The sequence below is a fragment of the Nitrospira sp. CMX1 genome, from assembly GCF_054902215.1.
Genome location: NZ_JBUBKD010000012.1, coordinates 92,582 through 108,553, shown reverse-complemented (window position 1 = coordinate 108,553; position 15,972 = coordinate 92,582). Strand labels below are relative to the sequence as shown.

Below are 15,972 nucleotides of genomic sequence, written 5' to 3'. Positions count from 1 at the left end.
GCCGGAATATTTGACTGGCGGTTCTCGTTACGGACGAGGCACAAGATCTGCGAAGACGAAGTAGGGCCGTCTCATCTCGGGCCGACATAGGGGGGCGTTGATTTATCCTTACCTTCCAACTGAAAGGTCGTCACGTCTAAGGATAATTTCCCGCTGACCCTTTTGGCGAAACCTGGCGAGCAAATGACCAGTCCTTAGGCTCCGCCTTTGGACCGAGTGCGAATTGAACTGCCCGCACCTATGGCAGGACGGGGAGTGATCTCGCATTCTTGCCGACGGCGATAAACTTGAACTCGCTCAGTTCCTTGGCCCGCGCACCCTCGACGACGTCCGGCTCGGATTTGATCAGGGCGAGCTCGACTATGGTCACGCTTGCCACTTGAAGATGACGTCCTCTGAGTTTTTCCGCTACAACCGCTTCCACCTGGCTTGCGATTTCAGGACTGTGCTCCATCACAGTAATCATGGGATAGCTGGAGACAGCGCTCCGGACGGTGCTCAGCAAGGTTGGCTTGACGGCGCGAGGGTAGAAATCCGATCCGACGTTCTTGGCCAGGATAGAGACTTCGTCGGGAGTCGGTCTTGTGAGAATGACAGTCTTGATGGTAACCGGCAGGCCGTCAGAGCTTAGGGCCTCGACCGTTTCGGTATAGCGGCGCCATTGCACATTATAGACATCAATACGACTCCATGGCGCCCGCCAATAGAATCCGCTTTTGAGTGGTTCCGTGGTCACACCATCAGTGAAGAGATTCCCACGTACCCCCCGCTCACCTGGATGGACTGTGGTCCCGCAGGCCTGGAGAAACAGCAGGAGTGCGACAAGAAGCATGACCTTTGTCAGAGGATGCATGGTTTCTCCTTTCCGCCTGAGCGTGAGCTATCGGTTACCCCAACAAGAATGCAGTCGAGATTCGGTGATGCGCTCAAGATGTTCGAAGGCTTTCTTCGCACAGTTTGTTGGCGGGTTGTCGCTGTGACTTCATATAATTGCGCCAACAGTCACACTCCCTCCACTGGCCTGACCCACATTGAACCCACCAGGTCCTCTTACAGACTGATTCAAACTGCCATCATGACCGCCATACTTGTCCGCAGGCTTATATTGACCACACAGTAATACTCGACCATCAGCAAGATGCGCGCCCTAACCCCCAAAGCCTTACTATGTGCAAGTGATTGTTTTTATGAGTTATTGTCAATAATGGAGCTGATACAGGTATTTGACGGTCCCAGTTGATTTTTGTAAATCGCACTGTGTACAGTGTGCGGCATCGCTCGTTGTATACAAGAGGAAAGAGGAAATTCACGCAGCTAAAACGGAGTGGGCTCTGCTTGAATTTCATGATGCGTTGGTAGAGAGGTTCAGACTGTGACAGATGGGCAATATACCTAGTTAAGGGAGGAGTGGGTCATGGAGTCATTTTCATCGCTGAGTCCAGCAATCACAGCCCAGTTGCTCAACAGGACTGTCATGAGAACTGTGATTCACAGTTTAATGATAACGCTTGTGTTGTCGGTGCCCGCGTGGCTACATGCAGGAGAGTCTGGACATAGTGCATGGGGTTATGACGGAGATCGCGGACCCCTTCATTGGGGCAAGCTTGGGCCGGATACTTCCCTCTGTGAAAAGGGCATGAACCAATCACCGATTGATCTCTTACGCACCCGCAAGACGACACTCGACGACCTCCAGTTTTCTTATCGAGACGCCCCTTTCCATGTGGTCAACAACGGGCATACGTTGCAGGAAGTCGAACCGCTTTCGGAAATGGCCAAGTCTCGTTACCCAAAGCACGGCCAGACGGTCCTGCATTATGAGAAGGACAGCACAATCATCTTTGATGATGACCTCTACTTGCTTGAGCAATTTCATTTCCATACTCCGAGCGAGCACACCATCGATCACAAGCACTATCCGATGGAACTACATCTCGTGCATCACAATGAGCGGCATGAGACAGCCGTGGTCGCTGTCTTTATGGAGGAGGGTAAACACAATCCATTTTTCGAGACCTTCCTGGAGCATGCCCCTTCTAAAGTCGGAGAAGTCAATGATGATCATAACCATGCTGTGAATCCGATGAATCTCCTTCCTGAGCGAAAGTCCTACTATCTCTACTCCGGGTCCTTCACTACCCCACCCTGTACGGAAGGCGTCGTCTGGATGGTCATGCACGATCCCATTGAAGTCTCCGCCGAACAGATCCAGAAGTTCCGCACTCTGGTCGGGCACGATAATGTGCGGCCGATCCAACCGTTGCATAAGCGCTTCGTGCTGGAGTCAAATTTCGAAAAGGCAACGACCATGAACGTGCCGAAGAAGTGACGTAGTACCTGGTTGATTGGGAGTATGGAGACATTGCGTAGTCCCGAACGATGGAACATCACCTGTTCCTACGCTGATTCACCGATATCATTGTCGATGTGAGCCTCTACCGGTTCATGACCGTCGAGAAAGCAGCCACTAACTCCGCCTACGGTGCGGCGTTCCTCATTTAGAAGTGAGATTCTAAACTGAGGAATATGTGAATCGTATGAGAGTGAGATGAGAATTTGATAAGAAGCGAGGGAGGAATAGCGTGCGACTCGCCCTGCTCTCCCGAGCGGGGCATGCTTGGTGGATCTTCATAATCGCCCTCAGGTGAGGGTTCTCACCTGAGGGCGGTCTTCACATGCCCATTGTCGAAGCTTCCTTCCTGACTTATTCCTAGGTGAGCCAATCAGGATTCTGCTTGAATCTTCTTCAGGTTCGAAAGATAGTTGTTCACCACAAGTTTGGCCGGCTGCTTGTCGACCTGTGTATAGACCAGGTAGTGGACGATTCCATGTATGGCCATGGCAACCAGCAAGCCCTCAAAGATTCCGATTTTATATACGAGTATCCCGGTGAGGATGGCTAAAACCATGGCATAGGGCCCGTGGTGAGTCACATGCATCAGTCCGGCAATCATCTTCCAACCGGTGAACATCATAACGATGGCCACGGCAAACTTTGGTAAAAATTCCAGATATTGTGGATTGATGACAAAGAAGGTCACCACGAGTCCGACGATCAAGACTGAAAACTTCGTGTAGGCACCGGCCAACCGATTGGTCGTGCTCTTGGCCAACCCATCCAAGTTTGTCATCCCACCGAAAAAACTGGCTCCAGTGTTCGCAATCCAGATCGCAAGTAAGCTGTTATTACTGTTGCACGCCCGCTTGAGCGGGTCGATTTTCTGGATGGCAGCATTGCTCATAACTTGCTCGATCACATCGATGATCGCCAACATTCCGGCAAACCCAACAACATATATCCACGTCACGACACTGTCAAAATGAGGAATGGGAACTGCCACGGATAGTGGCACATCTTCGACATGCAGCATGGGAACATGAATGAACTGTGCCAACAGGGCGCCCGCCCCAATGATGACAAAATAGGGGATTGCCGGTTGGATGTATTTGAATTTATTAAATAAATAGACAAAAAGCCCGAGTCCGGCAAGGGAGATAAGAATCATTTGAATGCGCGCCCCATTCAAGAATGTATCGGCCGTGACCAGTTCACTCGGAAGCTCGTAAGTGAAGGCTGAGAACTTGAGCGCGATCTTTAGACCGATCCCTGCGAGTAACCCTTCAACAAGGTAGGCCGGAACGGCCAGCAAGATGTATCGCTGCCAGTTGAATTTCCAGATGATCGCTTGCATGACGGCCGTCAGGAAGATCACAAAGGCCATATTCTCCATTCCAAAACTCGCAACCCCCATCGCCAAGACCGGGGCCAACCCAGCTGCGATTCCTGGGCATCCGATAAAGTTGCCCGGCTTGATCCAGGCATTGATCCAGCCGATCAAGCAGGCAAACGCCACCGTGGCGAGACCCACCTTAATGGGATAATCGGACATCATGGCGATCCCTACCGAGAGAGGAATAGCCATGACTCCAGTAATCAAACCTGCCGCAATGTCCCGCCCTACATATTGAGCTTGAAATGCTGCTGACTCGGCCACTGATATCCTGGGTAGTGACTCCTGATAAATCGTATCTTGCTCTGCAGAAAAAGAACGTGAGGTGCCATCCATGGCATTGACCCTCCCAATAGCTAGTCATTTCACTGTGCGGGGGCAGTACAGCAACTATGAGGCCATCACACAGAAGAAGCATAAGCGACTGAAATCATTATAAGAAGTAACTCACTGCCAATAGAAACAGGAGTATCGTGCGATTATGCGCGTAGGTGCACGTGTATATCCGCACAGGAAGTGCGGTATCGCACTAGGCGTGAAGGGAAGCTGATATTGGGCTATCCCCAAACCATTGTGTGCGAGGACTAGCCCCTACATTTGTGTCATTGTGGAAAAGGAGCAGGCTCGGCCATAAGTACCAGTCGTCAATTAGAGACCGGTACCACATGTCACAGATCCTCAACATGAGCCGCCATGCCACTGATGAAGACGCAGAGTATCTGACTTCCTTGCTCATCTATAATCTGGTCGAGCGATGCGGGGGGCAAGTTCAATTCAACGCCGAAGAAATTCGCAATATGCGCGAGAAACTTTCGACCAAGATGGTGCAGATCCAGCTTGGAAATGACTTACGCCTTCGCATCATCGACCGTCTTCCCGAACTGCGTTGACGTTCCCGCAGTCCCTGTGCTTCAGACCGTCGGATCCCTATCTCCTCCAATACTGCACCAGTGCACTGCGCCTGAGGCTGTTGGTCTCATCAGTCACTGAGATTAAGCTATTGAAATAGCCGCTCTTGCCGGCCGGAGAGGTTCTCCTTCGGTTGCAGGCTGATAGCTGGACGAAGACGGGGTCTCACCTTTAACACGCCTCTCCACATTTAGCGAAAATGTGCTGTAACCAGCCACCAGGGCTGACTACACAAGCACAGGTCACCCCCTATCACATCTCTGTCTCCCCTCGATCCATGAACGCTCCTGGCCGGTAGCGGCTAGGTACCATCAGAGGCCTCAAACATGGGGCTCCTCCGATATTCTCTTTTCCCTGGTCTTCCGCCGCTTAACATTCATTACCCCAGGAAATACCTGAGCGTATGGGTGATGAATTGGCGTGCTCATACATTGCTTTATAGCAGACTATACGTGTTTGTACTGGTAGTCGATTCATGGCATCTCGGTTATAAGGCTCGCCCTGAGTCAATTTCTTATCAATTTCTTAGACATAGATATCATGAGCGATGAGTTCAAACGAGAAGGGTAAGCCAAATGCTTGGCGGCGATTCACCCCAGGCTAGGCTAAAGCCAATGCAATAGGAGATAACTGCTGGCCCTTGATGGGGCACTGTTTAACCTAATCCATCCATATATAAGGAGACCTCATGAAGGAATCGGTATGCCTTTTGCTCTTTTCTGTCTTCTCTGTCTGCCCTAGCTTTGTCGAGAGTGCCCCTTCCCTCTCCACCTCTGAACCGGTTCTATCAAGCACACCGGCTCCGCCAGCAGGGAATCCCCCCGATTGCCGAATACAAACGTGCTGACACTGGGCTAGAGATCGGTGGCGTAGAAACCGAACGATCCTGTCCTTTTCATGTATCTGGAGTTTGGACTTACGGCCTAGCGCTTACCAATGGCTGCGCCTTGGGTATGCCCTGGCCAAAACCATCGAAGGGTTTGTGTACTCTCCAAACACAAATTCTTCTTTACTTAATCTAACGTGAGGGAAAAGTGTATGAAGACGTACGTGATGAAAATTTCCATGCTCAGTGCCCTGGTCCTCTTGCTGACAAGCTCTGTGGAGGCAATCGATCCTCCGCACTGGGATCACACATCCGTGAACCAAGATCCAGGTCAGGGATATGATGGAACGTTCTGGGCAACATTTGAAGGTGACTCGACCTCGAATTCGGCTTCGTTTAAGTACCCATATGCTGAATGCGCGATTGGGTCGCATCAATCACCAATCGCGATCAACCTGACCACCAACCCGATTCCACTCACCCTTAACCCCATAACCCATAGTTCTGACAAAAATCCGCCAGCCGAACCTGAGCGCCGTGCTGATTCTTTGGTGGTACGATATGCGCCTTCCATCAGTAGTACAGAAGGGGCGGCAATCGGAACGGACCAAGGCAATGCCTATGTTTTTCGCAATACTGGTCATGCGATACAGGTGTCTTTCTCAGCTGGCTACCCTGGACGATTGGTCATCGGAAAAGATGCCTATCCGCTCGTTCAGTTCCATTTCCATACACCCAGTGAACACCTCATCATTAAGGGCCAGTATCCAGCCGGCTATCAATATCAAGGGGAATTACATTTTGTGCATCAACGTGAAGATGGAAAGCTTGCCGTGTTAGGCGTGTTCCTGGATGGTTCACAGGGCTCTGCCGCCGAAAACCCTATCTTGAAGAGGATCATCGAGAGTACTCCATCTGACCACAACACGTATAACTCAGGCAGTACCGCTGGAATCCCATTAGATCCCTCAAAGTTGATTCCGGTGGAAAACGAACAGGTCTTTACCTATGCAGGCTCCTTGACGACACCACCATGCAGCGAAGGGGTGAGCTGGTATGTGATGTCCGAACCACTCAAGGTGGACCCTAGCCAGATTCGACAACTTCATGATAAATTGAATATCAATAATAACCGTATTGTTCAAAACACGAATACCCGCACCGTGGAAATCCACAAGGACCTACATGTCGACTACGGTCACAGTCACTAGACACGATGGCAGCTTGCTCGTCACACGGCAAGGCAGCAAGCAAGCCTGCTACGATCAGCGGTGTCTCATCTCATAAGACATCCGCAGCGGGCTGAACCTCGCCCGCTGCGGGGCTTCCTACCTGCCACACAGTCTGCCCACTCTCGTCGAGTCGCAGGACACCTCTCCCTGAGACTGCCGCCATGCCATTCGGTTGTTTCACCTCGATTCTGTCGGTTCTCGCCCAGCAAATCGGCATGCTCCACCAACGGGAGACATGGCCAGGCTAAACTCCCCCACCGGACTACAAGGTAATGAAAAACTGTATCAAAAGGATATGATTTGCCAGATTCGCATTACCAGGGAGCGAACGTTGGTTGAGTAACTGATTTTGATAACCGAGATCCACATTGAGGTATTGGTTGAATGTTTTATTGATACCGAGGAAGAATCGGTTTTGATCGAATCCGGCTTGGGGCCCCTTGCCCTTGATCGAGCCAACCGTATTCGCATTGGCAAAAATCTCGTCATAAACGACAAGCCCAATGTCGGGGGCCATAGGTAAGGGATAGGTGAATCGAAACATCTGACGAAACCGTACGGCAGTACCATCTGCATGTTCAATCCAACGTTCTTCTAGACGAGTGCGACTGAGAAACTTGAAGTCCCCCAATTGGGTCGTATAATTGACCTGCTGATAGATCCGGTTTTCCTCGAAGAAGGGCGACTGAGGGAATGTATGGCTCTGATTAAAATTACCGACCCAGGCATACCCTTGCCAGATAGAGAGATTGTCCGTCAGCTTATAGCCGACAGCAGGACGCAGCAGCAGCTGGTCGATATTGGTCACATCGTCACCAATGCGTGTATTGACCTCCATGTACGCAAGAAATCGATTTGGGAGATTGATGGTCAGATAGACGGGAGCCCAAAGCCGGAAGTCCTCCCTCGTATTGGGGCCCAGCTGAGTATAGGCCTGTACCTGGCCTAATCCACCTCCAGTTAAGTTCCAGGCGATGACCAGGACTCCAACCAGCAGTCCCCATCGACCCGGTTGATGATTTGCGGCTGCACCCTGCATGATCCCTCCTTGCCTCCGGCCAATGAATCCGAGCATCGAGAAACCGGCCCCTTGTTCTCGACAAAGACGATCGCCACTCCTGCTTTCCTCACCTCTGTCTGGGGTCATGGTTTAGAAAGGACCCTGCAGAGGGCAGTTAGAACCGGTGGATAACCCCCAGGCCTACATTAGTGTTGTGGTCGATGGTCTGAAAGGCATTAACCCCACGATTCGCCCTCTGAAAGTTCAACGTCAAAGCAGTCTGGTCTGTCAACTGGTAGAGGAGTCGTGCCGTCCCCTGATAGATATTCTCATGTTGCCCGTTTCGTTCATCGTCAGGGAGGCCACTCGTCCAATTGTTGCGCTCATAGTGGAAGTCTAGTTCGAGCTCCAAGTGCGGCATGAGTTCGGCGTCCAGACCAGCCGCGAAAAAGTGATGGACATAGGAGTTATCTTCTTCAGGTTCAACGGCGTGGCGACCACTGCCCATGCCACGCTCATAATGATAGCCGGCGAAAAGGCGTAAATGCTCGGAGGCATGCCAATAGAGGTGAGGCCCAATGGTCCAGAACGTGGTATTACGGCGTGCAAAGGCATCATTGTAGAGTCGTTTGCCCACTCGACCTTGAAGCCTGATCTCCCAATGCTCTGACAGTCGCTGTTCGAGCCTGATGTATCCAACGTGGGAGGTTACCCGCTCTTTCGCCTCTACCTCTGGTTCTGTTCGACTGACTTCACTGGTTCCGAGTAACTGATCCGGGGCCCCGAAATAGCGAAGCCGAATGGCTGTATTGGAATTGAAGGCATGTAAGGCTTCGACAGCCACGCTGGCCTGGCTCCACTCGGGGTTGACGGCAAAAATAAATCCCTGGGGTTTGATTGAAAAAACAGTTCGTCCTAGGCTTGTCGTCATCGAATTTGAAATCAAGAAACCTGGCTCGAAGACCATGTCGGAACCAAGTCCCGTGCGGGACACATCGAGGACTGGTTGGGAGGGGTCTCCATCAAGTCCGGATCGGCGAGTTGCCGAAAAGAGCGCAACGTCATCAGTATAGAAGATAGTTCCGCTTCCCGACACAGACCATTCGGCCAAGGCCTGAGATATTTCGGCCAACAAAAACATCCCGATCAGGAACAGAACCCGCAATATCATAACGGTTTCCTTTCTGTCTCCACGCCCAGGGTGACTGATCTGTTCGAAAGCCCTGCTGGTTCCAAACACGGTAAGGGCTGCATGTGAATGCCCGCCACTGGACCGGGAAGGTTGTATGCTGAGGGAGGGACAACAGGTCAGTCTGGAGTGCTGGGCGGAGCCACGTTCAAGTCCATCACGCTGACTAACTAATTTGGTCAACGACGATAGACGCCTCTGGGCAGGAACTCTGCCTCGGCCTTCAACGGCACTGTCCTATACCAACAGGATTACGGTCAGGAACAAGACCCTCAACAGCATCGCACTTCCTTTCCATCGCCACAGGAAACCGTCCGCGCGAGCCGCGCAGACTACCGATGGCACCGAGAATCAGTCCACGGGTTGCGTGTACTTTGTGATCGTGTGTGCTGAGGGCGCGGTTGAGTAAGTGGTCTGGAATGGGTGGGAAAGCACCATGTCAAAGATCCCGCTCAGTGCCATATCGCAAGGTTCCAGACCTAACCGCTGCTATTACTCAGCAGTTGAACGGGATTCACTATGCCAAAAGCATCAATCTGGAATCAAGGAAAATGAGCTTATTCGCACTGCTCGCACAGTGCATTTACGCTCTATTTAATACATGCTCGACTCGTCGAAGTGCAGCCTGCAGGCTATTTGATGAGAGTAGGGCGGGTGCACGGCCAACCTCATCTAAAACATTGCGCACCGTGTATGATGTGCGATATCGCTCTTTTGAGCTTGGTGTGCCATGTCGAGAGTAGGGCAAAATTAGCAGTAGTTCGGAACAGCGGAGAGTCTCACCATTCTAAGTATCTGGATTCATTTGCAAAGATAACTTGCGCTGGCTATGGAGGCCGGTTAGGCAAACAGTTTGCACAAGACACACACAAGGATACTAAAAACGTCGCAGGGACATCATATGAAGAGCTTCGAAACATCCTGTGTTGCTGAGAATGCCATGGTGCCTCCGCCCTCACAGGTAATAGCTCCTCAATGCGCCGGCGACGCACAGCCAGACAAGCCAACACAATCTTACGCCCGTTGAAGGTATGACCGTATGAATAAACTGGTACAAGTTGCCTTAAAAAAACCCTATACCTTCGTGGTTCTTGCCATCCTTATTGTCGTGTTTGGGGTTATGACCGTGATCCATGCTCCGACGGACGTCTTCCCCAATATCCAGATGCCCGTGAGTTCGGTCGTCTGGCTCTATGATGGGTTGATGCCGCAGGAAACAGAGGGACGGGTCACACGCGTGTTCGAGCAGATGCTGACTCAGACAGTTGAAGGCATCAAAACTATTGTCAGTACCTCCTACTTCGGACACTCCATTATTAACATCTTTCTCCAAGACGGAGTCGACCTTGCCGGGAGCGAGGCCGACATTGTGGGCATCTCACAAACCTCGGTGAAAGCGCTCCCGCCGGATGTCGCTGCGCCCATGGTGATGCGACTGTTCCCCTCACAAGTGCCGGTCGCCGTCTTGCAAGTCGAGTCTGAAGTGGAGACGCCGGCAGAACTCTACAATCTCTGTGTCATGCGCATTCGCCCCATGCTCGTCACAATTCCCGGTGCGATCCTGCCGCATCCGTACGGCGGCCAGGACATGCAGGTCATGATCAATGTTGATCAGGACAAACTGCGGGCTCGGCACCTCACCACGGAGGATGTGCACCAAGCGATCGAGAAGCAGAATCTCGTGCTCCCAGGCGGGGACATGAAGATCAAGGAGACCGATTGGCTGGTGCTGACGAACGCCTCTCCGCTCAAGATCGAAGAGTTCGACGATATCCCGATTAAGCGGGAAGGGAACTCCTTCATCCATCTGCGCGACGTTGCCACGGTCCGTCTGGCTGGGCGGGTCCAAACGAACTCCGTGCTGGTCGACGGAAAGCAGGCGGTCATTGTCGTCGTCATGAAAAGCAGCGAAGCGTCGACGATCGACATCGTCGACGGTATCAGAAAAATGATTCCGCGTATTCAGGAGGTGGTGCCGGCCGATGTGAAAGTAAGTCTCCTCAGCGATTCGTCGGTGTTCGTGAGGGATGCCATTGCCGACGTCGTCCATGAAATGGTTATTGCCGCGGCCCTCGTCGGATTTATTGTGTTACTCATGCTCGGTTCATGGCGTCCCACGGTCATCGTGCTGACCTCGATCCCGCTCTCCATTCTCAGTTCCATTATCTGTCTCCACCTCCTCGAGCAATCGATCAATATCATGACACTCGGTGGGCTCGCGCTGGCTGTCGGCATTCTCGTCGATAATGCGGCCGTCATGATCGAAAATATCGATACGCACCTGGCGATGGGGAAGCCGTTGGAGGAGGCGATTATCGACGCCGCCAATCAGATCATTCTTCCAACGTTTGTAGCCACGCTTGCGATCACTATTGTCTGGGTTCCGCTCTTTCATTTGACCGGTATCGCCGGCTGGATCTTCCCGGCTATGGCCGAAGCCGTTGTCTTCGCGATGCTGGCTTCATTTATCCTGACCTACACGCTTGTCCCGACTATGGCGAAATATGTGTTGAAGGCTCACCATGCAACTGGGCCTGAGGGCGGGGTGTTTGCACGCTTTCAGCATGGATTCCAAGAGGCATTCGAGCGATTCCGTGATCGATATACCGCGCTGCTTGAACAGGCGGTGGCTCATCGAGTGGGCTTCGTTGCGATCTCCATGGTGGTCTCACTGGTATCTCTTGTGTTGTTTGCTTTCGAAGGGCAGGAGTTTTTCCCCCAGATCAAAGGGGGATTGTTGCAGATGCACATGCGGGCGCCGCTCGGCCTACGCATCGAGGCCGCAGGCCGGGTGGCTTCGCTCGTCTCGAACGACATTCGGGAAATGCTGCCGGGTAATGTGGATGCGGTCGTCAGCAATTGCGGCCTCCCCGTTGGGGCCCACAACCTCGCCTTCATTCCCACGCCGACGATCGGTACTCAGGATTGCGATCTCACCATCACGCTGAGGGATGAAAAGTCACCGGTCTGGGATATTCGGAACCGGCTTCGGAAAGGCCTGTCCGAGCGCTACCCTGGAACGGAGTTCACGTTCCAGCCGGCAGACTTGAGCGATAAGATTCTCAACTTTGGTTCCCTCGCGCCGATCGACTTGCAGATCAACGGTCCTGATCTCTATGCCAATTACGAGTACGCCCAAAAATTGGCCGGCAAATTCCGGCAAATTCCCGGAGCTGCCGACGTATATATCTATCAGACGATGTTTCAGCCCACCATTTTGGTCGAAGGCGATCGAAGATTCGCGCTTGGCCTGAATCTGAGCCAACGAGATTTCGGGTTCAATATGCTCCTGGCGACAGCCGGTAGCCAGCAGATCGATCAGAAATACTGGCTTGATCGCTCGACCCAACAGTCCTATCGGCTCAATGTCTATACCCCTCAGCCACAGCTGGCGAGCATCGGAGATCTCCAGACCATTCCGGTAGCTCCAGAAGAACGGGAGGCGTCAGACGGTGGGGAGGCGAAGCTGCATTTGCTCGGCAATGTCACCAAGCTGTCCTTAATCGGCACGCCCGGAGTCGTGACACATCGGAATCTCCTGCCCATGATTGATGTGTTGATCTCGGCGGAGGGACGAGATCTCGGCGGGGTTCTGGAGGATGTGAAACATATTGCAGAGAGCATGAAGGCCGACCTGCCGCGCGGTGCGGAAGTGGAAGTTCATGGCCAAGCGGAGGTCATGCACGACGCGTTTGTCGAACTGGGCGGCGGTCTCATTATTGCGATTGTGTTGGTGTATCTCTTGATCGTCGTCAATTTCCAATCCTGGCTCGACCCCTTCATTATCGTCACGGCCTTGGTCGGTGCGTTTGCGGGTATCGCATGGTCGCTATTCGTGACTCACACATATATTTCCGTGCCGGCCTTGACCGGGGCGATCATGACGATGGGGACGGCTACTGCGAATTCCATTCTGCTCGTCGCCTACGCACGCGAACGGCTTGCCGTTCACGGTGATGCGTTGCGAGCTGCGGTCGAGGCGGGGAAGGGCCGTATCCGCCCAGTGCTGATGACCGCTGCCGCGATGATTTTCGGCATGCTCCCGATGGCCATGGCCAATTCCCAGAACGCACCGCTGGGTCGAGCCGTCATGGGAGGATTGACAGTCGCGACGCTGTTCACTCTGTTTTTCGTGCCCTGTATCTATGCCATCATTTATCACCGACGAACGGTTCTCCAAAAGGAGCATGCCTGATATGAATAAGTTAGGTGGAAAAGTCATTCTGATTCTGGTCATCATCGCGTTTCTTGCCATACTGTTTTACCGCATCAATGAAGGCCAACACGAGGCGGTTGCCCTTCAGAAGAGTGCAGTAGAAACGGCCATTACTCCGGTGGCCCTCACTCGGGCCAAGGTGGTAGACCCGAATGAGTCGATTACGCTCCCAGGGAATATCGTCGGTTGGTTTGAAGCGCCTATTTACGCGCGTGTCGAAGGGTATGTGAAGGCTTGGTACAAGGACTATGGAGACATCGTGAAGAAAGGCGACGTCCTGGCTGAAATTACCACGCCGGACCTCGACGCCGAGTATAAACAGGCTCATGCTGATCTGGAATCCGAGCGTGCCATGAACGCGCTGGCTCAACTGACCGCACAACGCTATGTCGCCATGAGGGAGCACCAAGCACTTTCGGAGCAGGCGATCTCCGTTCAGCTTGCAGAGGCTCAGGCTGCGGCCGCGAAGGTGAAGGCGGCTGAGCAAAAAGTGAAGAACATCGAAGCCTTCATCGGCTTTAAGAAGATCACGGCCCCGTTCGACGGAGTCGTGACTCAGCGAAACATCAATGTCGGTGACTTGGTGAGCAAGGAGGGGAATCTCAGCGGGACCGATTCCAAGAACAACCTCTTTACGGTGGCGGAGGTCGATAAATTACGCCTCTTCGTGAACGTACCCGAAGCGTTCGGCCCATTTCTCACCACTGGTCTAGCGGCTGATGTGACGGTCCCTCAAATCCCCAATCGTCATTTTAATTTCAAGTTTCTGACGGTTGCGAAAGGGTTTGACGTGAACACACGCACGGCGGTGACAGTATTCACCATCGACAATAAGGATCGAGCACTCTGGCCAGGGTCCTATGCCAGTGTTCATCTGACCGCTCCGGTCGATCGAAAAGTCATGACCATACCGACGAGTGCGTTGGTGTTCCAAGAGCACGGCACCCAAGTAGCCGTGGTGGTCGACGACGATCGGCTACACTTCAAGCCGATCACGGTTGCCAAGATCTACGACAATTTCATCGAAGTGTCCGAGGGACTCACCGGGAACGATCGGATCGTCAACAATCCAAGCGCTGCCTTGCTTGAAGGCGACAAGGTGCGAGTCGTCACGGCGGTGGCCGGCTATGACATCGTCGGTACGCAAACCAAGGCAGCGGAATCGACTGACTCAAAACACTGACTCTCAACAACATAACGGCAGCTATCTTATGAAAAACCAAAGTTATCGCCACTGGTTTGCCAACGAACAGCCCCAAACATGCGCCCGATTCTCACGGTTATGGGGCAGTACTGTCTTGCTGGCAATTTTGAGCCTGCCAGCTTGCGGCTGGTTCCCGGCCGTCAACCTTGCACCGAAGTATGAGCCGCCCCAATACGTCGTTCCTGATTCTTGGCAGGGGGCGAGTCCCTTTGTCGTGGCAAAACCATCCGATGAAGTCCTTCGTCCGGATTGGTGGAAACTGTATGACGATCCGGTGCTCGATCGACTCATTGACCAGGCCATGGCGGCCAACCCTGATCTGCAGGCAGCGGCGGAACGGTTTGTCCAGGCTCGGGATATCATGATGGCGGCGCGGTCCGAGTATTTCCCGCGACTCAGTCTCGAGATGGGGGCTTCTCACAATAGGCAATCCTTCGATCGGCTCTTCCGTCCGGAGAACAGCCCGCTTCAGTCAAGCACCGTGGAACCAGGAGGTATCGCATCCTGGGAGCCTGATTTTTGGTCGCGTCTCCGCAATGCTGCCCAAGCTGAGATCTACCGCGCTGAGGAACGCGCGGCGGAATATGGCCTTGCGAGGCTGAGTCTGCAAGCCGAGATCGCGGCAAATTACTTTACCGTCCGTGGTTTCGATGCACAGACGGCGATCTATAAGCAGTCAATTGATCTCTACAAAAACACGCTCGATGTCGTCAAAACACAGTTTTCCGGTAAGATCGCCTCGGCCCTTGACGTGGCTCGTGTGGAATCTTTGCTGTACGGAACTGAGTCACGATTGGCGAGAATAGAAGGTCAACGCCAGGTCGCCGAACAGGCCATTGCCGTCCTGATCAATTTGACGCCGGATAGTTTCAAGCTTGAATCAGTAGATGAGCTTCGGGTTGCCAAGTTCGGAATGCCAAGCGCACTCCCTTCTACCCTGCTGGAGCGTCGACCGGATATCGCTATGATGGAGCGACGGATGGCGGAAGCGAACCGCATCATTGGCATTGCGAGAGCAGCCTTTTTCCCCAATGTTTCGTTCCGCCTCAGCGGAGGATTTGAAGAGAAGGGGCTAGATTTAATTAAAATTGCCAACAGTTTCTGGTCCTATGGAGCGGCGTTTGAGCTGCCATTATTCCAGAGTGGGTATCGTCGAGCCCAATTGCAACAGTCTTGGTCCGCCTATCGTGAAACAGAGGATCTCTACCGTATGACGGTCTTAAAAGCTTTTCGAGAGGTTGCGAACAACTTGTCGCTGACGAACCGATTGACGGTCGCGGCAGATCGGCAGGATGCAGCCGTGGGAGCGAATTTCAAAACACAGAATCTCACCATGCAACTTTATCGAGGCGGATTGGCCAATAGTTTGGAAGTGATTTATGCTCAGCTTGCCACGCTGGAGGCTCGCATCAGCTCAGTGGAAGTCAAGACGGAACTGCTGAAGTCTTCCGTCGAGCTCGTCCGTGCATTTGGTGGAGGATGGAATCGGGATCAACTGCCGGCCGACGATCAGATTCAGCCGTTCGGTCTGTTCCAATACTCCGACCTCGATAAGCCAAAGCCTGTAGGGGGAATCGATGTCAATGTTGGTGAAGCGGCAAAACCATTCCATGACCTCACGAAGTCTCCCAAGCCGTGAGTGGTCATCGCCTTCGTCGGGTGGAG

At 52.9% G+C, this 15,972-nt stretch carries 10 protein-coding genes; 6 read left to right on the top strand and 4 right to left on the bottom strand.

The window, feature by feature from the left end; translation table 11 throughout:
• Positions 1-238 precede the first annotated feature (238 nt).
• Complete coding sequence (locus tag ACYX34_RS03940; protein ID WP_462075258.1) at positions 239-853, bottom strand: prohibitin family protein; 615 nt, start codon at positions 851-853, stop codon at positions 239-241.
• A gap of 561 nt (positions 854-1,414) precedes the next feature.
• Here ACYX34_RS03940 and ACYX34_RS03935 point away from each other — a divergent pair.
• Positions 1,415-2,329 carry a carbonic anhydrase gene (locus tag ACYX34_RS03935; RefSeq protein ID WP_462075257.1) on the top strand — a complete coding sequence of 305 codons (915 nt, stop codon included), beginning with the start codon at positions 1,415-1,417 and terminating at the stop codon, positions 2,327-2,329.
• Between the two features lie 394 nt (positions 2,330-2,723).
• On the opposite strand, the gene ACYX34_RS03930 is transcribed toward ACYX34_RS03935, so the two are convergent.
• Positions 2,724-4,067, bottom strand: a complete 1,344-nt coding sequence (locus ACYX34_RS03930; RefSeq protein WP_462075256.1) for a SulP family inorganic anion transporter — start codon at positions 4,065-4,067, stop codon at positions 2,724-2,726.
• A gap of 329 nt (positions 4,068-4,396) precedes the next feature.
• Here ACYX34_RS03930 and ACYX34_RS03925 point away from each other — a divergent pair, with 329 nt between their 5' ends.
• Both ACYX34_RS03925 and ACYX34_RS03920 read left to right on the top strand, forming a co-directional pair.
• A complete protein-coding gene (locus ACYX34_RS03925; RefSeq protein WP_462075255.1) occupies positions 4,397-4,621 on the top strand; it encodes a hypothetical protein in 225 nt (74 codons plus the stop codon).
• Between the two features lie 1,159 nt (positions 4,622-5,780).
• The gene (locus ACYX34_RS03920) at positions 5,781-6,677 is read left to right on the top strand and encodes a carbonic anhydrase family protein (RefSeq protein ID WP_462075254.1); all 897 of its coding nucleotides are present in this window, start codon (positions 5,781-5,783) and stop codon (positions 6,675-6,677) included.
• A gap of 283 nt (positions 6,678-6,960) precedes the next feature.
• On the opposite strand, the gene ACYX34_RS03915 is transcribed toward ACYX34_RS03920, so the two are convergent.
• Together ACYX34_RS03915 and ACYX34_RS03910 are read right to left on the bottom strand one after the other, a co-directional pair.
• Positions 6,961-7,737, bottom strand: coding sequence for a DUF2490 domain-containing protein (locus tag ACYX34_RS03915; protein ID WP_462075253.1), 777 nt, complete (start codon positions 7,735-7,737; stop codon positions 6,961-6,963).
• A gap of 136 nt (positions 7,738-7,873) precedes the next feature.
• The gene (locus ACYX34_RS03910; RefSeq protein WP_462075252.1) at positions 7,874-8,869 is read right to left on the bottom strand and encodes a hypothetical protein; all 996 of its coding nucleotides are present in this window, start codon (positions 8,867-8,869) and stop codon (positions 7,874-7,876) included.
• Positions 8,870-9,926: 1,057 nt separating this feature from the next.
• On the opposite strand from ACYX34_RS03910, the gene ACYX34_RS03905 reads away from it, so the two are divergent.
• Genes ACYX34_RS03905 through ACYX34_RS03895 form a run of 3 tightly spaced genes read left to right on the top strand, consistent with a single transcriptional unit; the run spans position 9,927 to position 15,946 of the window.
• Positions 9,927-13,082, top strand: a complete 3,156-nt coding sequence (locus ACYX34_RS03905) for an efflux RND transporter permease subunit (RefSeq protein ID WP_462075251.1) — start codon at positions 9,927-9,929, stop codon at positions 13,080-13,082.
• A 1-nt stretch (position 13,083) separates the two neighbouring features.
• Positions 13,084-14,286, top strand: coding sequence for an efflux RND transporter periplasmic adaptor subunit (locus ACYX34_RS03900; protein WP_462075250.1), 1,203 nt, complete (start codon positions 13,084-13,086; stop codon positions 14,284-14,286).
• 28 nt (positions 14,287-14,314) lie between these two features.
• On the top strand, positions 14,315-15,946 hold the full coding sequence (locus ACYX34_RS03895; RefSeq protein WP_462075249.1) for an efflux transporter outer membrane subunit: 1,632 nt from the start codon (positions 14,315-14,317) through the stop codon (positions 15,944-15,946).
• Positions 15,947-15,972: the final 26 nt, after the last annotated feature.

Coding starts and splice junctions, on each gene's coding strand:
- ACYX34_RS03895 (WP_462075249.1), top strand. CDS start 14,315: ATGAAAAACCAAAGTTATCGCCACTGGTTTGCCAACGAACAGCCCCAA.
- ACYX34_RS03935 (WP_462075257.1), top strand. CDS start 1,415: ATGGAGTCATTTTCATCGCTGAGTCCAGCAATCACAGCCCAGTTGCTC.
- ACYX34_RS03940 (WP_462075258.1), bottom strand. CDS start 853: ATGCATCCTCTGACAAAGGTCATGCTTCTTGTCGCACTCCTGCTGTTT.
- ACYX34_RS03930 (WP_462075256.1), bottom strand. CDS start 4,067: ATGGATGGCACCTCACGTTCTTTTTCTGCAGAGCAAGATACGATTTAT.
- ACYX34_RS03900 (WP_462075250.1), top strand. CDS start 13,084: ATGAATAAGTTAGGTGGAAAAGTCATTCTGATTCTGGTCATCATCGCG.
- ACYX34_RS03915 (WP_462075253.1), bottom strand. CDS start 7,737: ATGCAGGGTGCAGCCGCAAATCATCAACCGGGTCGATGGGGACTGCTG.
- ACYX34_RS03905 (WP_462075251.1), top strand. CDS start 9,927: ATGAATAAACTGGTACAAGTTGCCTTAAAAAAACCCTATACCTTCGTG.
- ACYX34_RS03910 (WP_462075252.1), bottom strand. CDS start 8,869: ATGATATTGCGGGTTCTGTTCCTGATCGGGATGTTTTTGTTGGCCGAA.
- ACYX34_RS03925 (WP_462075255.1), top strand. CDS start 4,397: ATGTCACAGATCCTCAACATGAGCCGCCATGCCACTGATGAAGACGCA.